Consider the following 21,182-nt stretch of genomic DNA (forward strand, 5'->3'; position numbering starts at 1 on the left):
CGGGGTGGAGCAGTCCGGTAGCTCGTCAGGCTCATAACCTGAAGGTCACAGGTTCAAATCCTGTCCCCGCAACCAACCTGAGGTTCAAAAAGACCAACAACGTCTTAAACGGACGTCATGAAAATGCCTATTTTCAGGCTGTTATCTCATGTAACATGGTCTCCAACAGGATCATAACCGCCCAGGTGGTTACCATGAGATTTGTTGGTAAATTTGTTGGTGCAAAGTTAAGATTCAAGTCTCGCGCACGGCGTCCAGGAGACTGATCCGTGCTGACTGATACCCTCATCCAATCCATCATCCCTGCCGCCCGGCCTATCAAAAAGGCCGATGGTGGGGGCCTGAATATCTGCGTTCTGCCCAATGGCCGACGCGAGTGGTGCTTCTCCTACCGTTTCCATCATAAGCAGAAGAGCATCACGGGAGGCGACTATCCGTTGATGAGCATCGACCGCGCCAGGGTCTGGCGTGAGGAGATGAAAGCGGCTCTCTCCGCCGGGAAAGATCCGGCCAACATCAAGCGCCAGCTCAAATATGAGGATCAGGCTGAGCGGACCACGTTCCGCCAACTGGCCTACGAATGGATGGTTGCCAAGCGACCAGGATGGTCTGATCGCTACGCCGGCGTGATTGAGCGCCGGCTCGAGGCCGACATCTTTCCCACCATCGGCAAGCTGTCGGTCCGGTCAATTCTCCCGCGTGACATGCTGGGAGCCCTCAAATGCATCGAGGATCGCGGAGCGACGGAAATGGCGCATCGCGTGCGTGCCTATTGCAGCGAGATCTTCCGCTTCGGCATTCCCGATGGCCGTGTGTTGACCGACCCCTGCAGGGATTTGGGAACGGTGATGCGCAAGCGCGCCGCAGTCACGCATCGATCGAAAATACCGATCAAGGAATTGCCGCACTTCTATGCGGCGCTCAACGCAGATACGGGCTCCCGGCTCAGCCATCTTGCTTTGCGTTGGACAATCCTGACGATGGTCCGGACCACCGAAACCCGGCATGCGCAATGGAGTGAGTTTGAGGGACTGGGCGGACCTGAGCCGCTTTGGCAAATTCCGGCTGAACGCATGAAGATGCGGGTCGAGCATCTGGTGCCGTTGCCGCCCCAGGCGGTCGCGCTGCTCCGGGAGATCAAGGAGCTCAACGTCTACGGGAAATATGGCAATGAGCGCTTCGGCCAATATCTGTTCCCCGTGATCGGAAACCAGGGTGACACCATCAGTTCGAACCGCATGCTGGTCTTGCTCCAACGGCTAGGGGTTGGCGACAAGGCGACGGTGCATGGGTTCCGTTCGATCGCCAGCACCGTGCTCAACGAGACGGGCCTGTTCAAGCCTGACTGGATCGAACTTCAACTGGCGCATGTACCCGGCGGTGTTCGCGCCGTCTACAACGCCGCCCGCTATCTGTCCCACCGTCGGCAGATGCTCGAATGGTGGGCGGACTATCTCGACAAGGCCGAACAGGCTTCAGCGGCGATTGCCATCGAAAAGGCGACGCCGGCAAAGCCCAATGTCAGGGCGCTGGAGTGGTTTCAGTCGTCCTGGTAGGCGCTCGGCGCTTGCATCCAACGTAATATCCGCGATAGGCGCCAGGCGACCGCTCTGGCGCCTATCTTCTCTGGTGCCGGAAAGGTGCCAAGATGGATGTCGCGATAGATGGACGCTTTGGGCTTGCCCGTCTTCGCGATCACGGCTCTCAGTCGCAGAAACTGCTCTTTACTTTCGTCCATTTGCAAACCAACTTTCTTGTCGGTCTGCCCGCTGGAGCAGTATGCCGGTCGTGTTGCAAAGGATCAAGATGGATCAGATGAAAAATACATTGCACGGCGATTGTATGAAATCATCATGCAGCAGGTCCAGAATTTGGAGAGACGGCGATCTGGGAGAAAAGGAGGGAGGAGGATTGTCGTAGGCAGTGCGTTTTCTGTTTGAGAATTCAGCAGACGTTATGGCCCTATCAGGGGTACTGTTTCCCATATCTATGACCTTGAAGAGGTGGTAGATTTTGAAAGATCGGCGGCAAAGTGTTTGGTCATGATGGAAAATTCTCAACATCAAGGGCAGGCATCAGTTCGGCTCAGGGATTGGCTATGGCGCCCATGGCATGCGAAGCTTTGGTGGGCTGCGGTGCCCGTCTATTGGCTGGGGAGGCTCGCCTCGCTTCGATCGGAAGCAGTGGCGGAATTCTATCATTCTGCCCTCGCCGGACATCTCAATGTGATCTTTTTCCCGCCGCTCGTTGCGCTGATCCTGTCCTACGGCTTCCTCAAGCGATGGCTGGCTTTATTGCCAGCAGTTGAGGAAGGGGCTATCGACGAAGATGAGTTTTGGCCCCGCCGCCGATATGGTCCATCGCGAATGCCGAAGGAGTTCGATCCGCTCGATCCTGCCTCCGGCGCGTTGTGGGTCGGAAGTACATTGAACCCGACGAATCCGGGCTATGTTAATCGCGCTTCTTGAACGTCGGATCGCCGTCGAACAGTCCGTTGCCTATATCCGTTGAAAATCGACCGTTGCGGAGTAAAGACGATTGCTCAAGCGACGTCACCGGAGCATTGATATCTGTAGTGCCGCGACCGGCATCAGCCTGCCCAAGATATCGGTTTCGGAGCCCTTCTGAACCGAGAATTTCGCTTGCTAGTTGATCTGTGAAGGCGGCGGCCGGATTTGTTGTCCGAGTTGCATGACGTTCCGCATTGGCGATCGCCTGGCGGACGTCATAATTCACAATGTTGAGCTGGGAACTGGCGGTTTCGCTCGTGATGCCGCTTTCCTGGCTGGAAATGCTCAACGAACCAGCGGCGCGTCCGAGCGCGTGCCTGCCACCTTTTCTCGCCTTTTCCGATCCGCTCGCTGTGGACCCTGCGACATCGGCCCCTACCGCTATGCCGAAGGTGTTCTGGTCCTGTGCGGATCTGGCGATCGATCGGTCCCAACCGGTCTGGGCCATGATCGCTTGCACATCCCTCTGCAGCGTATCCGCGACCTGCGGCCTCAGACGCCAGTTGCCCTTGCGATCCATCTCGAACCCGCCCCGTAGCCAGTTCGCCATGGCGACCCGGCCTTCGGCGCCGCCGCCCATGAAATGCTCGATCGTGTCTGGGCCAGCCTGCTTGCCGGCCTCGAACCGCGTGCTGGTGTCATTGCGGGCGGATTTCTCGAACCCGGCGCTGCTCGATACCAGCAGGTCGTCGTGGGCAAGGCTGAACCGGGCATGGCCGCCATTGGCGACCGCGCCCAGCTGGCTCTCGTTGAGGAGGCCCGCCTTCCACATCTGTGCCGCGGTCGCGGGTGTCAGGTTGAGGCTGAAGTCACCATTCTGGTCCATGGCGATCTGCCGCTTGCTCATCTCGATGCCGTTGGCGCGTAGCAGGCCCTGCATTCGCGACAGGCGCTCACGTTCGACGATGCTGGTCATCCGAGCGTTTCGCGCGCGGTCGGCAATGCCACCGGGGCCACCTTCCGCCATATCGAGTTGGTTACCGCTGGCGTCGGCAAGCGTCCGAATGAAGCTGTCGAGCCGGGCGGCTTCGCGCGTCGACATGCCGGCCGCTTCGGCGCCTTGCGCAAAGCCGAAATTCTCCGATTGCCGCCGCTCTTCGCCGATCCGGGCAGCGCTGCGCGTGCCGTCATGGCCGACCTCACGTTGGGCATCGAGCTTGCCTGATCGATCGGCAAAGTCGTAGCCGGCGGCCTCCCTGGTCCGACCATAGACGCTTGTGCCCTCACGCGTCGCCTCGGCAGTGACCCCGTCTGCGGTGCCGAGCTCTGTCGCAGCCCTGTAGGTTTCAAGCGCCCTGGCGACCTGCGCCTCATTGCGGCCAGTGGCGCGGGAGAGCTGCGTGATGGCAGACGAGCGCGCTTCGCCGGAGAGGGCGTTGATAAAGGCGATGCGGCGGCTCATCTCGTCAACGGGGAGACCCAGCATGGCAGCGGCGTTGCGCTGGCCTTCATTGCCGCCCGTGCGGTGGGCCTGTTCGGTCGCGACATTGCCGCGCTCCACCCGTGCGACCCTATCTCCCGCATAATCGCGCCGCCCCTCCATCGCGCCGACCTGCACCTGCGCTGCCGTTAGATCATTGCCGAGCATCGACTCCTGAGTGAAGCTATTGGCGATCAGTTTCGCGAACGTTGGATCGGCGTTGGCCTCGGCCACGACGCCGCTTGCCTTGAGTTCGGCATCCTGAGTGTCATAACCGGCGCGTTCAAAATGCCGCGTCGCCGCCTGCATCATCATGCCATAGGCGCGGACGTCGCCGAAGGCTCGCCATTGGACGAGGCCTTGGGTGAAGGCGCCGAACGCCTTCTCGCCGGCCTCGCCCGCGCCAAAATAGCGGGTGCCGAGGGTCCGCAGCGCATCCTTCTCCGCAAAATTGTGGATGGCGCCAGTAGCCGCCGCTGCGCGAACCGCGCTGATCGTTGCCGGGTCACCCAGGTCCCGGCCATGAAGCGAGGGCGCAAGGCCGCCCATTTCGCGGGCGGCATCGAGCGCGCCAAGCCCCATCGCCGCGCCGCCGGGCGCGCCAGTGCCATGGGATGCCGTGACCGCGCCCGCGGCGCCGAAGCTGCGATTGGCGCCAAAGCTTGATCGCTCGCCAAAATCCCCGAAGGTCGACGCCGCGCCACGGCGAACACCTGTGCCCATGGCCGAGGCCTGCGCTTCCAGCGCGGAGGCCAGCCCTTCCGACGTCGATACCCCGGTCGCAGCGGCCGAACCCTGCGCCTGAACGCCCAGCGACCCGCCGGTGAAGGAGGAGAAGACATTGCCGGAAAAGCGGAAGACGGTGAAAACGAACGCGCCGGCCAAGCCCGCCGCTGCCGTGCGGAAGCTCCCGAAGATCGCCAGCGCCTTCATGGCCGAGGAGGGGGCAAGCATCCAAGTCGTGGCGGCCACGTGATTGGAGCGCATCTCGGCAAGGACCGTCATCGCTCGCCCCAGCGTCAGCTGATAGATGCCCGCATCGATGACGCCCCAGAGCGCCACGAACACGAACAGCCCCAGCGCAAAGCTCGCGACCCGCAGGTTGATGGGGGTGAGGATGAACAGGAGGGCGATCGGCATCATGAACAGCATGATCCCAAACACGGTCGCGCGGATTGTCGGCATCCATTCGTTGGCGGTCGACATGGTCGCCAGGCCGCCCGCGACCACGGCCCTGTTGGCCATCACCCGCGATGCCGTCGCCGGACTGTCCTCAAACAAAACATCGCCGACGCTCGTTCCCAGCAGCACATCGGTGAGGAACGCCTGGGCGGTGAGCGGCGTGCCCAGCATCATGTCACCCATCTCGGAGAGATTGCTGCGGCAGCGGGCGAGCTGGTCGGGCTTGTCGATGTCATAGCCGGTGCGCTGGCAAACCTGCGCCGAATAGCCGTCGAAAACCGCCGAGTCGGAGAGCCGGTCCGCGATATGCTGCCAGGCCTCGTTGCAGCTGACCGTCGTCCCGCCCTTGTCGGCAGCGGTGAAGACCGTGCTGAACGTTGCCGGACCCGCCATCGCTGCGAACGAGGCATGGAGGTCGGTGCTGGTGCGGAAAAGCTGGTCGTCGTCGATCCCGTAAGCGGGCGAGACCCGCGCCACCGGATAGCATTGGCGGACATAATCCTTGATCGTCGCATCGAGAAAGGCGTCGGTCATCGGACCGCGCGGGCTTACCGCATTGAGGAACAGATCGAAGGCATGGCCGCCCGCGCCGAACTCCAGCTTGGCATGGGGGTTGAGCGTGTTGTCGTCGATCGTCTCGGCGAGCGCCCGCTCCATCATATTGGTGACGCCAGAGACCAGGACGATCAGGTTCGGAACATCGCCCACCGGCTGATAGGCATTGCGCACGCGGTCATAGACATGGACGGTGCCGGTGGTGGCGACGAGGCCGACGAACAGGCCGATCCCCACCAGCATCTGGAGGCCGAAAGCGACAAGGCCCATCCCCGTGCCGCGGATCATGGCGAGCACGGCGCCCAAAGCGAGGCCCACTACCGCGACGATCAGCACCAGCGTCTCATAGCGCGGATCGGCGAAGATCATCGAGACGAGGCGGAACGCATCGACCGTCTCGGCAAAACCGTCATAGGTGTGGAAACTCGTCTCCAGCGCCAGGGCGGGGGAGGTGATCGAGATCGCCGTCAGGCAGGCGAGGGTGTGGGCAAGGCGTTGCATTGACTGCCCTCTCAGCGGTTGCGGCTGGCGGCCGCGCCGGCCGCATCGCGCGCATCGCGGTCGCGCTGGCGGATGAGGCCGGCATAGCCGGTCGAGAGATTGGCCTGGGACAGGGCGGCCAAATAGGATTGGCGCATCTGCGCGCGCTGGCGCAGTACCTCCTCGCGCAGGTCTCGCAGTTGCTCGATGCCTTTGGTCAGAATGCGGGTCTGGCAGATATTGGCGCTCGCCCCGTCGCTGGCGCCCGCGGCATTGGTGCCGCGCTCGGCATTGAACAAGGCAAAATCAATGCTGCGCGAAAGGTCGTTCAGCATCTGATATGCAAGGGTCAGCGCAACCAGTTCGTCAGTATCGCCGATCACTGAGTTCACCACATCCTGGCGCACGCCCCATTCGAGCATGCGGTAGACCGGGAGAGTACGAACATTGGCGACGAACTGCCGCTCCTCGGCCGTCAGCGCCGCACGGGTGCGGATTTTCTCGGCGATGGCGGTCATGCGCTCGCGGGTGAGCGCCAGCGCACCTCTGCCGCTATCCTGGGTGCAGTCGGCGGCGGTCGGCGGCATGGCGAGCGCCCGGCGCATCACCCGGCCGCTCAGGAAATCATCGGAGGATTCGGTATCCTGCGCCGCGCAGGCGGGGATCGCGGCAAAGAGCGGCACTTTGTCGGTCGCGTCCCAGCGCATATAGACGTCGCCCACCCGGGCGCGCATGACGCCCGCCCAATCCGACGCGCCGACGCGTGAGGCGGCATGGGCAAGGAGCGATCCGGTGCGGAAGATGTCGGTCACTTCTGCCGGGCAATTGGCGAGCGCGTCCTTCAGATCCTCAGTCGGGCTGTTGCCGTTCGCCTGGATCTTCTCGCGGCTCTGCTGATAGCTTTTGGCATAGCCTTCTTTCACCGACTTGTAGCCGGTCATCTCCTCGATGATGCCCGACATATTGTCGTCACCTTTGGCGATCTGGACCATGCGGTTGGCGAGGCGACAGTCGTTGACTTGAATGGAATTCAAAAAATTGGTGGCCGCCTCCATTTTCGAGATGATGTTGCCCATCTTCTCGTCGAGCGTCTCGAGCAGATATTGAAAGGCGACGGCGGGCGCGGCCTGGAGGATGCTTTCGAGCTTCTGGACGAGATAGTCAGGGTCGAGGAAGGACATGCCGCCCAGAAACATGTCGATGCCGCCGCATCCCGCCTTCACCTTGGGAAGGGTGAGGCTGGTCAGATAATCGCTATGAACATCGATCCGGCCCGACATGCCGCCTGCGGTCACATAGCCGCGGGTCTGGTCCTCGAAACTGCCGGGGCTTGTGTAGGTCACATTGTCGAACCAATGCTCGGCCCAACTCTGCGCATGGGCCGGCGCGGCGGTGAGGTCACACGTCGAGAGAAGGGCGATCGCGGATAAGACGGGGCTAGATATGAAGCGGCGCATGGCGGTTTCCTTGGTAAAGAAAGGACAGGAGAAGCCGGCCCGCCATGCGCGGACTTCTCGATATGTGAGGTGGAAAATCCGAGGGATCATCCTCGCAAATTCGGAATAGAGATACGAATGTGCGAGGATGAAGGAGCGCCAGACCAAGCGCGAACCTATTGTATGTTTGCATGAAAGTTCCGCTGTCGCCCTGCTGGCACCACAGCAGGCCGCCAATGTTGCCCAGACAGTTGCGGCTTGTTCGTTGGCGGAGGCAGGCCGATTGTTCCTGGCTTTGCGGCGATGTCGCGACCGCAGCGGGAGTGAACGGAATGGTCATCGCCGCGCTCCACTGGTCACCCTTGCAACGGGCGCCACGATCCCGGTGAACTTGGCCATGCCCCGCACGCCGACGGCTGGACGCACACCGGTCTGCATCTTGATGCCAAGATAGAGATTACGCGCGATATTGACCGCATGATCGGTGCCGATCGCCATCGGCAGGGTGCGGCCGCTGTCGGAGACGGGGCGTAGCCAGAGGACCGGATGGCCGATCCAGGGGAGGCTGAGGCGCCCCGATCGCAGCATGGCCTCCGGTTCGCCGATTGTGCGGACGGTCAGGCCGTAGCGGGGCTTGAGCGCAAGCAGCCTGGACCAGAGATCGCCGCAAGGGACGCAGCCGGGGGTGGTGCTCATCTCGATCACGAATGCCGCGCCTTGGCCCCTCAACGTCGCGGCGAAGTCTGGAGGATAGTCGCGGGTTTGCGGAACCCGGGCGAGCCAGGCCTGCAATTCCGCCTGGGTTGTGACGGGATGGATGGCGGCGCGTGCGGCGATGTCACGATCCGGCTCGGCTGCTGCAGCGTAGATTGGGGCCAGCACCAGCATCGGGAGAACGGCGAAGATCGTGATGATCGCCGCTATCTTCATGGCCGCGCGCCCGTCGCGCCTATGGCGGGATCACCCGCCGCCACCGGCCCATTGGCCAGCGCATCGAAGAAGCCATTCTCTTCGCCCGCGCCGGTCAGGAATTGTTCGGGCCGGATATCGCCGGAGAGGAGCTTGACCGCCTGGTAGGCGGTCTGGATCAGCGTCGGGAAGGCCTCGACGCCATTGGCGATCACCATGCGCTGGCTCGAATGGCGGCGGATGACCATGGTGGTGGGGGTCACCTCGACCCCGAAGCGGGTGCCCAGTTCCGGCTTTTGGTCGAGATCCTGCCGCATCACCTGCCAGCCCGTCTCCTCCTGGAAACGCTGGATGATCGGCCATTGCACCCGGCAATAGCCGCAGGAGGCGCGCGAGAACATGACGAGCGCGAACTCGCTCCCCCGCGAGCGGAGGTAGGAGCGACGAACGGCGTCCTTCTCCGCACCCAGGGCATCACGCGCGTTGCCGACCATGGGATTGGCGGATTTGGCGCTGAGTTCAGGATGGACGAGCATGGCGAGCTGCGTGACGCCGGCAAAGGCGCGGGCCTTGCGGCGGGCAAAATCCTGCAGCCGCCAGAAATCCGACACCGCCTCGACCGTCAGCACAGTCGCGGCATAATCGCGCTGCTCGACGATGAGTTTGGCGATCCGCGGCGGCGACCATTTGGCAAGCTCGGCCATGGGCGGGATGACGGGCGTCGAGACTTCGGCTTCGCCGGGCTCAGCGGGATCAGGCTTGGGGACGTACCACCAATATCCTCGTCGCGCGGAGGTCTCCTGCGCGACCGCCGGGATAGACAGCAGCATGGTCAGCGACGTCGCAAGGATGCGCGCCCTCACAGGATGCGCTCCATGCGGGTCAGGCGCTTGATGCGCACCGGCCCGAAATAGCGGCTGTCAAAGCCGCCGGCATGATCGGAGCCGACATAGATATAGCCCGGCGGGATCGGCCGATCGCCCCAATGGAGAGCGCCAAGCGCCTGTCCGTTGCGGCCGAAGGGACGGGTGGCGCCAAGGAAGCTGCGCCCGCAATAATACCAGCTACGCTTCCGCGGCTTGCCGTCGACCGCAGTGCGCTCGATTTCGCGGAGCCGCTCGCCGGGCAGGCAGAGGGCGCGTTTGGTGACGCTGACGGGCCTCGGGCCAGCGACTGGATGGGACAGCATGAACTGCACGAGGTCGCCCCTGGCGATCGTCCCGGGTACAGGCGTGACCGCCCAGGCGTCGATCGACGGGCTCATCACCAGCGTCACCTTGGAAAGGCCAAACCAGGTGAGCGAGGCGACGGGCAGGATCAGCGCAAGCATCGTCCAGAAGCGCCGACTATCGGCCGGCTGATCCCCGACCGCGCCGCCCAGCGCCAAGGCGGCGTCGGCGGGGAGCGCCTTCATGCGAGGCCAGGCGGCCCTAGCGGCGAGACAGGCGAGACGCAGCATCGCTGACCTCCTCCTTACCACCGAGGCGGGCATATTCTTCCATCAGTCCCGACAGGGCGGCATCGCCATAGACGATGTGGCTCGCACGGGGGCCGCTCTCCTCGTCACGCTCACAATAGGGAAGGGTGGGATCGCCCGGCACCATCGCGAAGGCGGGCACGCGGGCAACGCCATGCTGGCGGAACAGGATCGGGTCGACGACGAGCTGGACATTGCGCATGGCGCAGGCCGGTCCCTCGCATCCCGGATCAAGCCGCAATATCCGAGCGCTCAGTCTCGCCATCGGGCCGATGCGGGAGAGGCCGCCGGGCACGCCGCGAAAGGCGATGACACCGCCCGCCTTTTCAAGCTGCGCGGCATAATTGCGCAGAGTGGAAATCGGCATGGAGGAGGAGGCGAAGATTAGCGGCACCCAGGCCTTGTTCGCGGGGGTGGGACGAGGCTCTGGCGTTGCCGGATCATCGGGTATAGCGAGACCGAGCGCCTGGTAGAGCCGGGCCTGCATGGAGTCATGCTCTGCTGCCAGGCGCTCGGTCGCGGCTGCTTTGTCCGCTTTTGCCCGGGCTTCGATCCCGGGGAAACGGCCCCGCCGCCCGAGCGCGTCGAAGGCCCGCCTGCGTATCGCTTCGCCCGGAACGGGGATGGACGTTGGACCCGCCTGTGCGTTTGTCGGCGTCGGCGGCTCGGTCGCGCTTGCCGGGCTGGCAACGCCAATCGAGGCGAAGGCGAGCAGCAGCACGGGGCTGAGCCGTTGCCGCCGGTCAGGGCGTGATGGTGCGCAGATAGTCATCGACCTTGTCCTTCATGTCGATCTGGATGTCGGATTGGGCGCGGGCCTCGATGTCGCCATAGTATTCGGAGAGATCCATCCGGCTGAAATCGAGCGCCTGGAACTCTTCTGCTGAAAAGCCGCGGCAATAGGGATGTTTGGGCGTGCCCCAGCCAAGGTCATTGAAGGCCGCGAGCTGGGGCCGGCCCTGTTCCTGGATGATCCGGCCAAGCTTCGTGTTGAAGCAGCAATGGCCGATCGCCTTCTGGATGCAGACGCCCAGGATGCTCGATGCGCAATAGCTGCCGACCTCATGGCACATGTCCGAGCCCCGCAGCATGCCGGTCTCCATATCCTGTTGGTCACAGCCCTGGAGCAGCAGTTCGATCATATAGTTGACGGCGAGGCTGATCGCGATCGAGGCGGGATCGATGCCGACGATGATCGCGTTGGCGCCCGCGCTCGCCGCCTCGCTCGCGGTCGCACCGGCTTTAAAGGCGGTATAGGCCGCTTTCATGCCGGTGAAGACGCCCTTGGCGATCGCGATCTTGGTCGTGATGGAGGAGAGCGAGCCGCCCATCCCGTCCTTCACGATCTTCCCCTTGTCCCTGCAACAATTTTGGAACGTGTTGCTGGCGCCGGGCGGGCGACAGCGCAGCGCGCGTCCACCGAAAATCTCGATGGCGCCAAGGCAATTGCCCTCGGCGTCGACCGGCCCGTCGGCGGGCGCGCCCGGATCATCGACCAGCTCTTCGGTTTCGATCGGGGTAACGCTCGTATCGATGCAGCTATGGGGAGAGCAGGCGGGCACAGCGCCGCCGGCCGGGGTGAGGCAGGCATGGGCCGCGCCCAAAGGGCAGCCATAGGCGCCGCTGCTATCCCCCACGCAATCGACCTTGCCGATCGGACAGAGCGAGCCGCCATCGGCGGTCGCCAGGCACTGCGCCATTTCGCCCGCGTCGGCGGCATCGCCATTGCCGTTGAGGTCTGCGGCGCAAAGCTGGGCGGCATGAGCCGGGGACGCCAAAGCTATAAGGGAGAGGGGCGCTATAGCGCAGGCGATGGCAAGGCGGCGGATCATCGGCTGGCCGCCGTGCAGGCCAGATCGGAACCGGCGAGCCGCACGGTCTGCATCATGACGACCGCCTCGGGAAAATCATCGAGGCAGCCGCAGTTCGAGACAATTACCTCGCCCGGGCCCAGCGGACAGACATTGTCGCTGGTGCAGGCGTGATAGAAGCTGTCCCAGCCTACTGGCACATTCTGCTTCTGCGCAACGGTCCCGGCCGGGGCGACGCCGCTATTGGCGCTGGGCGCGCGGGTCTTGCAGACCGATTCGCAGGCCGCGACCGTGGGGCGATCGGGCAGGGCGAAGGCACGGGTGGTCTGGCTGAGCGAGCCATCAGCGCGACGCGTCTGATCGGCGAGTAGCGTCTCGGTCGAATGATCGATGATATAGGCGGCGCGTGAAAGATCGGGCTGCGTGGTTCCCGATGTGTCGATCAGGCAGGCGTAGCGCCGGGTTCGCAGGAAAAAGTCGCGGCTATATTGGTAGGTGCATCGTCCCGTGCCGAACAGCCTGGTCTGAGGCAGGGGCTTGAGCCCGGTATTGACGCCGTTGCGGACCGTCTCGACGCCATCGACATCCTCCTGGGTGAGGCGGCAGGCGGTGTCGCCCGCATAGCCTGCGCACAGATCCACCAGCCGCTCGGAGACCTCGCAGTTGGTATCGACCTGGATCTCTACGGTCACATAGCCCCAATTGCCGCCGCCCCCGCCGCGCACGCGCGCGCCGACTATGGTGGCGCCGGCCTGCAACTGCGCGGTGAAGTCGATCGGATTGCGGTTGTACCAGGGATCATCGCTGATGCGGCAGTCGCCCGAGGGCAGGGCGTCGCCGGTCCAGGGCCGCTTTCCGGCATATCCCACGACCTGTCCGTTGATCCGGCCTTGGACCCAGTCGTCCGCGCCCATCTCGACGATCCGCGCCGAGCGGATACGTGCGGGAACGAGCGGCGTGAAGGTCATCGCATAGACGGGCGGGCTGCTGCCGCAACTGCCCGCGCCCCGGATTTCGAAGCGGAGGCACCCGGTGCCGCAACTGCTGGTCGACGTGATCGCGCCGCTGGCCGCGACGATATCTTCAAAATCCCATGCCTTGACGGTGATCTCGCGCTCGATCGTGCAGCTGCGTGTCTCCTCCGCCTTGCCATTGCCGGCCGGCGAGTCGGCGAGCGCGGTGAACACCGAACTCGCCTGCGAGGCCGAAGACGCGTCGCCGCTGATCGCGGTCGGATTAGCGCGATAGGTGGTGGCCAAGACCTGCGGCGAATTTGTACAGGCGGTGGTCTGCGCGCCTGTATAGCGGATGACCGGTCCCTCGATGCTCGCCTGCGCGACGCCGATCCGGGGATCTGCGCTCGTTAGCGCGCCGACGACCCCGCCGCCCAGGTCCTTGAGCACCGAGGGCAGGTTGCCCGCGACGAGGTTCGCGCCGCAGCTGGCATTGACGCAATAGCAGCCGGAAAGCGCGGGCAGATCGACTTGCGTGAGCTTGAGGTCGCCAGACGAGGCGACGTCCCATTGGAAGGACCGGCAATCGTTCCAGCTCCCCGGATCGCAGGCAATGACGCCATTGGCGCAAATGCCCGAGACCGGGACCGGCACGGTCAGGTTGGAATCGAAATGGCCATCCAGATCCTTGTCCTGCGCGATCGCAAGATGGGAGATGTCGCCGGTGGCGCCGGGTTGCACAAGCAGTTCGAGCATGGTGGCGCTCTGCTGGCAGGCGAGATTGGGCGTGAAGCTGCGGCTGTTGTCGACCGTGCTTACCGGCTGGTTGGCAAGGCCCGGCGTCAGAAAATTGCTGGTAATCGCCTCGCTGTCCGATGATTTGGCGCGCGATGCCGCTGCGGCGGCCCGCGCCCGTGCATCCATGTCCTGCGCGCCGGTCGTTTGCGCCTGTGTGGTCGCGGCGAACAGCAAGGAGAGGCCGGCGACGCTGGTGGAGAGCCGCCGCTTCATGCCTCAGTCTCCTTAGCGTCCGCAGATGCGATTCTGCGGAGGCGGAAGAACGGGCATTGTTCGGCGATGTCGGGGGAGGCCGACAGACAGCGAAACGCGGCCCGTACATTCATTATGGTCAGCACGGCCGAAGCGAACGGGGCTTCAGGCAGAGGGGGGTAGCCTCGCTCGCCGGGGGTATATCCGGCCGTGCCGACCTTCTTCTCCCGCGGTTCCAAAGCCGCAGGAGAAAAACCCAGGAAAGGAGCGGCGCCGGATGGCGCCGGCGCCGCTCCGCCCGCGCAGCGTCCGGCGGGGCCAACATGGCCTTGGCGGGCAGACCGGGCAGGGAGCCGGGTCGCTGCGGGGCTTGGGGGAGGCAACTTGCTCATGGGGCCGAGACCCCTGCGCAGCAGATCACCTTTTCAAAGGACATGAACTGGGCATTGTCTTTGCCGGGCGCATGTTTGCCCGAGGACCAGAGCGCGCCGGGACGTCCGATATTGACGCACTTGCCGCCCTTGACCGGCTCCATGATCTGGAGCTTGTAGCGGCTCTTGGTCCAGATCGGCTGGGCCTTGAAGGAGCAGCCGTCGGCAGAACTGATGGTGAGCGCACCCAGGCGCCCCATCATGAACGTGCCTCTGGCAGCAAGGCCCGCCCAGGCCTCGACGCTGTCGCCAAAATGGATGTCGCCCGCGACCGGATAGGTGGCGCCCCAGCTTCCCATGCACCAGAAGAGCGGGTCTATGACCTTGCCAGCGGCCGCCGCGGCGCTATCGGCCATGCAGGCAAGACCGGCGGCGGGATTGCCGAAGAGAATGGCCTCGGGCTGGATGATCGCGCCCAATGTCCCGGACTGCCAGGTCGGCAGCACTTCGGTGATCATGGCGACGTCGAACCCGTCATCTTGCGTACAGGGGAGGTCGGTGAACATGTCGAGCATCTTCCAGACCGGCGAGATGTAATAGTGCATCTGCGCGAACAGCTTCTGGCTGTTGGTGCCGTCGGCGATCGACGACTGGCTGCCCTGGAGCCGACCGCCAGTCGGCAGCAGATCGGCGCCAACGGCCATCATGCAGCCGGGCTCGGTAACCACGTCGATCATCCGGTTGGGCGACCAGAAGCTCACCTTCACCCCGAACCAGAAAGTCGCGCCCTTGCGGCAGGCGCAAAGCGGCTTGGAGGCGGACTGGGCATCGAGCTCCTTGTCGAGCTTGTCGAAAGTGCCGACGCGCACGCCGCCGATGGTGATCGGGAAGATGCAGTTCCACCGTACCTTGGTGATCGGATTGAAGATCGTCCCCGCCTCGCATTTGGAGGCATGGGCCGGCGTCGATCCAATGGAAGCCAAGGACAGCATAGCCAACGACAGGATCAGCCTCGCCCGGCGTCGAGAAAGTCCTTTGATCCAACTTGAAATGTGCGCCTTAAAGGCGTACATGTTGCGATAGGCAGGAATGACGAGGTTTTGGCGATGCAAGCGTTTGAGGACGTAGCAGCTGCGGTCAACGAACGCAGCACGGTCCGCATGAATTTTCGGACCAAGCCTCATATCAAGCAGGCGATCCAGCAGGCCGCCGCCTGGTGCGGAGTGGATGACTCCGCTTTCGTAATGAACGCGGCCTATAAAGCGGCGCTGGAAACCATTCAGACCCATGAGCGGACGATCGTGAGCCGAAAGGATTATGATGCGATCCTCAACGCGCTTGAAAATCCTGTCCCACCCTTGGAGGCTTTGCGGGATGCCTTTGCGCGTCACGACCAGATGATCGAAAGCCGGTAAGAGCGCACTTTCGTGGTTGAAAAGGGAATGGTGATCGAGCCGCTCGATCCTGCGCGGCATGATCGCGCTATTTTTGCGTCCGGCATCGAACAGGTCGATAATTATCTGCGCAAGACGGCGGGCAAACTGGCGCGGGCGGATAATGTCCGGGCCTTCATGCTCTTGTCGCCGAACGGGGAACTGATCGGCTTCTACACCCTCAATGCACACAGCGTCGATTATGGGCATCTGCCCGCATCCTTCACGCGTAGCAGGCCGGGCCATGGTCAGATACCGGCAGCTTTTATATCGATGATCGCTATCGACGCCCGACATCAGGGGAAGGGCCTTGGAAGCCTTTTGCTCGCAGATGCGCTCAAAAGAATTGGCCGCGCCTCCAGGGACGTCGGCATCGCGGTCGTGCTGCTCGATATTCTTGACTGTGGTGACCCGGCGAAGGTCGAGAAGCGCAGGCAACTCTACATGCGGTACGGGTTCCAACCCTTGCCCGACATACCGCTGCGGCTTCACCTTCCTGTCGCGCGAATTCACGCCCTGTTGGACATTCCGTAGCCTATCGCTGAGCGCTTCGTTCAAGGGGGTCATCTTGCCGCTCCTTTGGGCGCGAGGCGGCTGTTGAGAGCATATTCGGTAAGCACGAGCTTTTTGCCCTGCTGGGCGACGATCACCGGCGCGACGGTCAGCCCGAGCCGTTCCTTGACCCGTTCCTCCAAAATGAAGAGCGGCCGTCCGCTGCGTTCGGAAAGGTCGAGCGCATCGCCGGCAGTCAGCAAGATGAAATCGGTAAAGCGCGCCTGCTTCAAAGCCCAGCCCAGATCGCGCGGGTGGACGATGACGAGGCGCTGGGGCAGCGACACATAGTCGAGCGGGTTGAAGGTGAAGCCCTTGGGGTAAAGCAGCCGTCCATCGGGCAGGCGGATATCCTCCTCCACCGTATAGAAGGGGACGAGGCTGCGGACGCGGTCCACCCTGGTCTGCCCCAATGGTGCCGCCTGGAGCGCCGACCAGGTCGAGCGCGGGCCGAGCCGCGAGGCAAGGCTGGGCGCCCTGGCGGCGCGGGCCTCGATCTCTGCCATGGCGTCGGGCTCGGCGATCGGCCAGGTTCGGCCGATCGTGGAGGTCGCGGCCAACCCCGGCTCATGGCAGGCAAGAGCGAGCATCAGCGCGCCGATCAGCGCATGGCGGGCGCGGTGAGGATAGCGCGGCTCAGTGGTCATGGGGTCGCTTCCACCAGGGTTCGCCTTCCCCGCTCTCGCCGCGGATGGCGCAAATGAGCGCGCTGGCGCCAAGGACGCCGCACGCGAGCAGATAGGCCTTGAGGCTGGCCGGAAGGCCGTCCGCCGCGTCGAACACCAGCATGGTCTGGACGAGAAGCATGAGCTGCGTTCCGACCAGCAGGCGGATCGGTCCTGGCGCGGGTGCGGGGTCAAGGATGCCTCTCATCTTGCCCGCCACCAGGCACGCAGGCGCATGATCCCCTTGTCGATCGCGCCGGTGAGGCCGATGAGGAGGATGCCGCTGGCAAAGCAGCCGGCGGCGACCATAACGGCGGCGCGGAAGACGAGGAAGGGCGGCTGGTGGAGCGCGAGACCAGCCGCGCCGACGAGCAGCCCCAGCATCATCGTCTCGATCGTGATCAGGCGGAAGCGCCAGTAGAGTGCCTGCGCTTCGGCCTTGGCGGCGGCGCGCCGCTCGATGAATGCTTCGAGCGCGGGGTCGGGTTCAAACTCGAACCGGGGCTGGTTCTGGTCGATGGAGGGCTTGCTCATCACAGCGCCTCCCCGTTGGCTGCGGACCCGAGGACTTCGGTTGCGTCGACGCCCGCCAGATCGCAGATCGCCTCGAGCGGCGATCTTCCGCTACGCAGCCGCGCCTCGAACGCCGCCACCTCCTGCGGCGCGCTGGTGTTGATCCAGTAGGAGAAGGGATCGACCACGAGGCGGGCGATGCCCAGACCCAGCGGCGAGTCGATGAAGACTTCCGAATAATGGGGCTTGTTGTTGCGGACCGACTTCAGGAGATCGAGGACGAAGCCCGAATAATCAAGGATATTGTTCTCGACCGCCCGATCATAGGTCGATCCCTGGAGCAGGAAGCGCGTGGCGGCATTTTCGAGGATCACCTGTCCGATTCCTCCGAACAGCAGCAGGTCGTTCATCGACTGGAGGACGACGCCGAAGCTGCCCTGATATTTGCGCGCGCGCCGGTAGCCCTGGCCGAACACCTCGGCGAGGCGGGACAAGTCCTGCCCGTCGGTGCGGGTCATGAACTGGGCGGCCTCATCGCACAGGACAAAGCGGGGCCGGTCGCGCGCGGAAAGATAGAGTTCCTGGGTGACCGCGTTCACCACCACCATCACGATCACATTGAAAAGATCGGGCATGGCTTTGAGGCGCTCAAGCTCGAGTACGACAAACTCGTCAGCGGAAATGTCGAAGGTCGAGGGGCCGTTGAAATAATGGCCATAAGCGCCCGAACTGGCGAAATCACGCAGGTTGAAGGCGAGTTCGCGGGCGGCGGGGATCAAATGATCGACCTTGTCGAGATCACTCGTCGCATAAGCGGGATAGGCGCCGAGCCAGTCGCGCACTGCATCGATCCCGGCCTCGGCCCTTCCGCTGTCGATCGTCCACTGGACCGCGGACTTGAGCAGGTTCCATTCCGAGGTGCTGACACCCTTGCGGGTCGCGGCATGGGCCATTTCCGCGACGATTGCGACCGCCATGGAGATGGCCGACTGGCGATCGTCGCCATCGAGCGCGAAGCCCATGTCGAAGGGGTTAAGGACGAGATGCTCCTCGCCAATGTCGATGTAGCGGCCCGAGCAAAGCGTGCAGAGCTTGGCGTAGCTCCCGCCGATATCGATGATGCGGATGAGCGCGCCTTGCGCATAATATTGCTGGCAGAGATTGTTGAGGAGGAAACTCTTTCCCGCGCCGCTCTCGGCCGAGACAATGAAATTATAATTGTTGATGCGGGGATCGAAGAGGTCGAGCGTGATGAGCTGGCCCTTCCGCCCAGCATAGAGCAGGGCAGGACGGCCGCCGCCGCGAAAATCGGTCTGGACCGGCGCCAGCAGCGCCGCCGCCTTGGCGGGCATTGGCAGGTCGCGTTCCAGCATCCGCACCGTCCTGCGGTCGGGATAGAAGCCGAAGGGCAGGGCCATCGGCAGCAGCACGGGATTGAGATAGCTTTCCTCCTGCATCATCCAGGGGAGCGGCTCGCTTTCCCATAGGCGCTTGGCCCGCGCCGCCATTTCGCGCGCCTGCGCGCTGTCGCGGCCGAAGACCCAGATGACCGGGATCACCGAGACGAAGCGGCTGTTCCCCGCCTCGTCGAGGACCCAGCCTATCTCCTCGATCTGCTTGCCCACTTCGACCGCGAAACTGCCCGCAGCCTTTTGCGCGGAGAGGATCTGCGCGCGCTTGTGGATTTCGAAGCTTGAATGATCGAACAGGATGTTGAGGGTATAGAGGAAGGGGCCGCCAATCTGGTCGCTGTCCTCCGATGCACCGCGCATGCCGCCGAGCAGCCGGTTGCAGCGCTCGGCGGTGACGCGCCGGGCTGGCGATTTCGGCGTCAGGCAGCGGGCGACTTGATCGCCGAGGAACAGTTCGGGACCATCGAAGACGAGATCCGGGCCGGCATCGATCAACTGCTTGCGCACGGGGCGCGCGGGCATGTCCTCGCTGTCTTGGGCGAAAACCCCCGGTGCAGCAGAGAACACGCCGTTGAAAATGCGGCGATAGAAGGTGACCAGGGCTTCGGGGGCGAGGCGGGCGATGCCGAGCTTGGAAAGCTGCTCTTCGATCTGGCGCCGCAGGTCGGCCCCAAGCGGCTTTCTCGTCTTGATCGAGAGGAGCAGCCGGAAATTGCGCAGCGGAATGCCATGGAGCGCATCGAGGCCCTGCGTTCCTTCGCGCAGATAGTCGCGGGTCCGGCGCGCCGAGGCCTGGATCAGCGGATCGGGCCGGGATTTGAGATCGAGGAAAGCGTCGAGCGCATCGTCGATCAGCGGGTCGGCAAAGCAGTGGAGCTGGACGACGGTGCCCGGTGCGAAGTGGATATTGAGGAGGCCGAGCAGCGCCTGATGGACATGGGCGAAAAGATAGGCGCTGGGCACGAGTTCCCAGGCCTGGCCCCAGCCATCGTCGATGCAGAGGAAGGCGTCCTCCTCCTCGACCCAGGCGACCATTGGCAGAAAGTCGGAATAGGCATCGCGCGAGACGCTCTGGCGCAGTCGCTCGAAGGTCATGCCGCCGCCATGGCGGGTGCCGGGCGCCCTCATTGGCCAGATTCCTGTGGCTGTTCCCGCGGCGGCGCGGGAAGGTCGCTCGTCTCCATCGGCGCGGGCTTGGATTTGACCTGCTCGAGAACGGGCACGCGGGTCGCCGGATTGACGGGGCTCACCAGATAGTCGTCGACTACCCATTGGGGCTTGTCGAGGATCGAATAGACATAGCGCGGCATATAGAGACGGTCGGGCCGCTCCCGGTCGGCATAGGGGAGAATCAGCGTGCGGATCGTGCGGCCGGAACGCAGCATGGGCGTCACCGGCGCCTCGACCAGCCCCTGAAGCTCGCGATAGACGCTGTCGCGATAGCCAAGGTAAGGCGTGGCAGCCTTGCTCCTGGCGCGTCCTGCCGGTGCGGGCGCTGCGGTGGCGCTGCCCTTCATCATCTTGCGGTCGTTCGTGACCTTGGGATCGGACCGGGAGGCGGCGCCGGCGACCGCATCCTCATAGGCGCGCTCGGGGTGGATGCACTGGCCATGGTCGCTATTCTTGCAGCTGAATTTTTCCGGGTAGGGCGACATGACCGACCCGATCGCGGTGCAGGCGGGAAGGGAGGCGAGCATCAGCAGCGGGGCGCCTGCGCGGCGCAAGGATGAGGCTGACGGGAACGAGAGGAGCGGCATGGGCGTGTCTCCTTGTGTGAGGCGCGGACGCATCAGAATTTGCTTCCCGCTGTCGGCTTGATTTCGAGGGCGACGCCCTCCTGGATCACCACGACCACATCCTTGGCGGCGCCTACCTCGACGATGGGACCGGCCTGGCGGGCGAGATCGAGATAGAAGTCGGTGAGCTTGTCGGAGGATTTGGAGAGACCGCCGGCAATGCCGGACTTGGCCGCATCGCCCGCATCGAGGGACCGGACGGTGCCGAGCGGGGAGACCGAGGTGTCGCCAAAGGTGTTCTCGACGCTCTGGCTCATGCCTGAAATCGTGCCGGCAATGAAACTGCGGGCGAGCGCGGCGCCGGCGCGGGTGACGACCCGGCCCGACAGCCCCTTCTTCCCGTCAGTGTCGACGAAGAAGCCCTTGATCGGCTGATCGACCACGGAGCGCTCGTCAAAGTCGACGCACGAAAGGGAGACGAGCTGGACCTCGACCCGCTCCTTGGCGAGGCTGCCGGTCGCGTTACCGATGACGAAGCAGCCAGAAAGGTTCGCCTTGACGTCATTGGGCAGAACGGCGGGCGCCTGGACGCGAGCGATCAGAGGCTCCGGGTTCGAGGTCGCGTCTCGGCTCGCCAGCGCGTCGATCCCGGTCAGCAGCCGCGCCTTCATGAAACCAGGCGGCAAATAGATCGTCCGGGTCTTTATAGGATGGCCCGCCCCTTTTCCCCGGCAGCGGGTATGATGCCGGTGCTTGAGAAGGGAAAGGAACGGACCG

At 63.9% G+C, this 21,182-nt stretch carries 19 protein-coding genes and 1 pseudogene; 4 read left to right on the forward strand and 16 right to left on the reverse strand.

The features are described from left to right. Positions 1-269: 269 nt before the first annotated feature. The gene (locus LL253_RS19140; protein ID WP_228228153.1) at positions 270-1,556 is read left to right on the forward strand and encodes a tyrosine-type recombinase/integrase; all 1,287 of its coding nucleotides are present in this window, start codon (positions 270-272) and stop codon (positions 1,554-1,556) included. Here LL253_RS19140 and LL253_RS19145 read toward each other — a convergent pair. After that, positions 1,541-1,738, reverse strand: coding sequence for a helix-turn-helix transcriptional regulator (locus LL253_RS19145; RefSeq protein ID WP_009823937.1), 198 nt, complete (start codon positions 1,736-1,738; stop codon positions 1,541-1,543). The genes LL253_RS19140 and LL253_RS19145 overlap by 16 nt on opposite strands. Before the next feature lie 304 nt (positions 1,739-2,042). Between LL253_RS19145 and LL253_RS19150 the strand changes: the two genes are divergently transcribed. Next, positions 2,043-2,468: a hypothetical protein gene (locus tag LL253_RS19150; protein ID WP_009823936.1), complete on the forward strand. Its 426-nt coding sequence runs from the start codon at positions 2,043-2,045 to the stop codon at positions 2,466-2,468. Here the strand turns inward: LL253_RS19150 and LL253_RS19155 are convergent. The 9 genes from LL253_RS19155 to LL253_RS19195 form a co-directional block, all read right to left on the reverse strand. Continuing rightward, positions 2,452-6,168, reverse strand: a complete 3,717-nt coding sequence (locus LL253_RS19155; RefSeq protein WP_228228154.1) for a conjugal transfer protein TraG N-terminal domain-containing protein — start codon at positions 6,166-6,168, stop codon at positions 2,452-2,454. The two genes, LL253_RS19150 and LL253_RS19155, sit on opposite strands and share 17 nt — an antisense overlap. 11 nt (positions 6,169-6,179) lie before the next feature. Beyond that, positions 6,180-7,604 carry a conjugal transfer protein TraH gene (locus LL253_RS19160; RefSeq protein ID WP_228228155.1) on the reverse strand — a complete coding sequence of 475 codons (1,425 nt, stop codon included), beginning with the start codon at positions 7,602-7,604 and terminating at the stop codon, positions 6,180-6,182. A gap of 315 nt (positions 7,605-7,919) precedes the next feature. Beyond that, entirely contained in the window at positions 7,920-8,513 is a 594-nt protein-coding gene (locus LL253_RS19165) for a hypothetical protein (RefSeq protein ID WP_228228156.1), read from the reverse strand. Next, positions 8,510-9,322: a conjugal transfer protein TraF gene (locus LL253_RS19170; RefSeq protein WP_228228164.1), complete on the reverse strand. Its 813-nt coding sequence runs from the start codon at positions 9,320-9,322 to the stop codon at positions 8,510-8,512. The genes LL253_RS19165 and LL253_RS19170 overlap by 4 nt, the downstream gene beginning before the upstream one ends. Before the next feature lie 29 nt (positions 9,323-9,351). Beyond that, on the reverse strand, positions 9,352-9,906 hold the full coding sequence (locus tag LL253_RS19175) for a S26 family signal peptidase (protein ID WP_228228157.1): 555 nt from the start codon (positions 9,904-9,906) through the stop codon (positions 9,352-9,354). Positions 9,907-9,922: 16 nt separating this feature from the next. Continuing rightward, a complete protein-coding gene (locus LL253_RS19180) occupies positions 9,923-10,741 on the reverse strand; it encodes a type-F conjugative transfer system pilin assembly protein TrbC (protein WP_228228158.1) in 819 nt (272 codons plus the stop codon). After that, positions 10,713-11,801: a conjugal transfer protein TraN gene (gene traN / locus LL253_RS19185; protein WP_050763070.1), complete on the reverse strand. Its 1,089-nt coding sequence runs from the start codon at positions 11,799-11,801 to the stop codon at positions 10,713-10,715. Before traN ends, LL253_RS19180 begins: the two co-directional genes overlap by 29 nt. Further along, entirely contained in the window at positions 11,798-13,744 is a 1,947-nt protein-coding gene (locus LL253_RS19190; RefSeq protein WP_228228159.1) for a hypothetical protein, read from the reverse strand. The genes traN and LL253_RS19190 overlap by 4 nt, the downstream gene beginning before the upstream one ends. Positions 13,745-14,111: 367 nt before the next feature. Continuing rightward, positions 14,112-15,086, reverse strand: a complete 975-nt coding sequence (locus LL253_RS19195) for a TraU family protein (RefSeq protein WP_009823927.1) — start codon at positions 15,084-15,086, stop codon at positions 14,112-14,114. A gap of 60 nt (positions 15,087-15,146) precedes the next feature. Between LL253_RS19195 and LL253_RS19200 the strand changes: the two genes are divergently transcribed. Together LL253_RS19200 and LL253_RS19205 are read left to right on the forward strand one after the other, a co-directional pair. Further along, a complete protein-coding gene (locus LL253_RS19200; RefSeq protein WP_456115078.1) occupies positions 15,147-15,509 on the forward strand; it encodes a type II toxin-antitoxin system TacA family antitoxin in 363 nt (120 codons plus the stop codon). A gap of 156 nt (positions 15,510-15,665) precedes the next feature. Beyond that, positions 15,666-16,061, forward strand: coding sequence for a GNAT family N-acetyltransferase (locus LL253_RS19205; protein ID WP_266101090.1), 396 nt, complete (start codon positions 15,666-15,668; stop codon positions 16,059-16,061). A gap of 29 nt (positions 16,062-16,090) precedes the next feature. Here the strand turns inward: LL253_RS19205 and LL253_RS19210 are convergent, their stop codons facing one another. From LL253_RS19210 to LL253_RS19235, 6 genes and pseudogenes are all read right to left on the reverse strand, one after another. After that, positions 16,091-16,726, reverse strand: a complete 636-nt coding sequence (locus LL253_RS19210; RefSeq protein ID WP_228228160.1) for a conjugal transfer protein TraW — start codon at positions 16,724-16,726, stop codon at positions 16,091-16,093. Next, positions 16,716-16,952 carry a hypothetical protein gene (locus tag LL253_RS19215; RefSeq protein WP_228228161.1) on the reverse strand — a complete coding sequence of 79 codons (237 nt, stop codon included), beginning with the start codon at positions 16,950-16,952 and terminating at the stop codon, positions 16,716-16,718. The genes LL253_RS19210 and LL253_RS19215 overlap by 11 nt, the downstream gene beginning before the upstream one ends. Beyond that, positions 16,949-17,278 carry a hypothetical protein gene (locus LL253_RS19220; protein WP_009823922.1) on the reverse strand — a complete coding sequence of 110 codons (330 nt, stop codon included), beginning with the start codon at positions 17,276-17,278 and terminating at the stop codon, positions 16,949-16,951. Before LL253_RS19220 ends, LL253_RS19215 begins: the two co-directional genes overlap by 4 nt. Continuing rightward, positions 17,278-19,797: a TraC family protein gene (locus tag LL253_RS19225; protein ID WP_228228162.1), complete on the reverse strand. Its 2,520-nt coding sequence runs from the start codon at positions 19,795-19,797 to the stop codon at positions 17,278-17,280. The genes LL253_RS19220 and LL253_RS19225 overlap by 1 nt, the downstream gene beginning before the upstream one ends. Further along, the gene (locus tag LL253_RS19230) at positions 19,794-20,426 is read right to left on the reverse strand and encodes a TraV family lipoprotein (RefSeq protein ID WP_228228163.1); all 633 of its coding nucleotides are present in this window, start codon (positions 20,424-20,426) and stop codon (positions 19,794-19,796) included. Before LL253_RS19230 ends, LL253_RS19225 begins: the two co-directional genes overlap by 4 nt. Before the next feature lie 32 nt (positions 20,427-20,458). Beyond that, a pseudogene (locus LL253_RS19235) lies at positions 20,459-21,109 on the reverse strand (TraB/VirB10 family protein); the annotation flags it as partial. Positions 21,110-21,182: the final 73 nt, after the last annotated feature.

It is taken from the genome of Sphingobium soli, assembly GCF_020782245.1.
Classification (GTDB): domain Bacteria; phylum Pseudomonadota; class Alphaproteobacteria; order Sphingomonadales; family Sphingomonadaceae; genus Sphingobium; species Sphingobium soli.

Bases quoted from the DNA above. Each gene is read 5' to 3' on its own strand.
- LL253_RS19145 (WP_009823937.1), bottom strand. From the start codon at position 1,738: ATGGACGAAAGTAAAGAGCAGTTTCTGCGACTGAGAGCCGTGATCGCG.
- LL253_RS19150 (WP_009823936.1), top strand. From the start codon at position 2,043: ATGATGGAAAATTCTCAACATCAAGGGCAGGCATCAGTTCGGCTCAGG.
- LL253_RS19155 (WP_228228154.1), bottom strand. From the start codon at position 6,168: ATGCAACGCCTTGCCCACACCCTCGCCTGCCTGACGGCGATCTCGATC.
- LL253_RS19160 (WP_228228155.1), bottom strand. From the start codon at position 7,604: ATGCGCCGCTTCATATCTAGCCCCGTCTTATCCGCGATCGCCCTTCTC.
- LL253_RS19165 (WP_228228156.1), bottom strand. From the start codon at position 8,513: ATGAAGATAGCGGCGATCATCACGATCTTCGCCGTTCTCCCGATGCTG.
- LL253_RS19170 (WP_228228164.1), bottom strand. From the start codon at position 9,322: ATGCTGCTGTCTATCCCGGCGGTCGCGCAGGAGACCTCCGCGCGACGA.
- LL253_RS19175 (WP_228228157.1), bottom strand. From the start codon at position 9,906: ATGAAGGCGCTCCCCGCCGACGCCGCCTTGGCGCTGGGCGGCGCGGTC.
- LL253_RS19180 (WP_228228158.1), bottom strand. From the start codon at position 10,741: ATGACTATCTGCGCACCATCACGCCCTGACCGGCGGCAACGGCTCAGC.
- traN (WP_050763070.1), bottom strand. From the start codon at position 11,801: ATGATCCGCCGCCTTGCCATCGCCTGCGCTATAGCGCCCCTCTCCCTT.
- LL253_RS19190 (WP_228228159.1), bottom strand. From the start codon at position 13,744: ATGAAGCGGCGGCTCTCCACCAGCGTCGCCGGCCTCTCCTTGCTGTTC.
- LL253_RS19195 (WP_009823927.1), bottom strand. From the start codon at position 15,086: ATGCTGTCCTTGGCTTCCATTGGATCGACGCCGGCCCATGCCTCCAAA.
- LL253_RS19205 (WP_266101090.1), top strand. From the start codon at position 15,666: ATGCTCTTGTCGCCGAACGGGGAACTGATCGGCTTCTACACCCTCAAT.
- LL253_RS19210 (WP_228228160.1), bottom strand. From the start codon at position 16,726: ATGACCACTGAGCCGCGCTATCCTCACCGCGCCCGCCATGCGCTGATC.
- LL253_RS19215 (WP_228228161.1), bottom strand. From the start codon at position 16,952: ATGAGAGGCATCCTTGACCCCGCACCCGCGCCAGGACCGATCCGCCTG.
- LL253_RS19220 (WP_009823922.1), bottom strand. From the start codon at position 17,278: ATGAGCAAGCCCTCCATCGACCAGAACCAGCCCCGGTTCGAGTTTGAA.
- LL253_RS19225 (WP_228228162.1), bottom strand. From the start codon at position 19,797: ATGAGGGCGCCCGGCACCCGCCATGGCGGCGGCATGACCTTCGAGCGA.
- LL253_RS19230 (WP_228228163.1), bottom strand. From the start codon at position 20,426: ATGCCGCTCCTCTCGTTCCCGTCAGCCTCATCCTTGCGCCGCGCAGGC.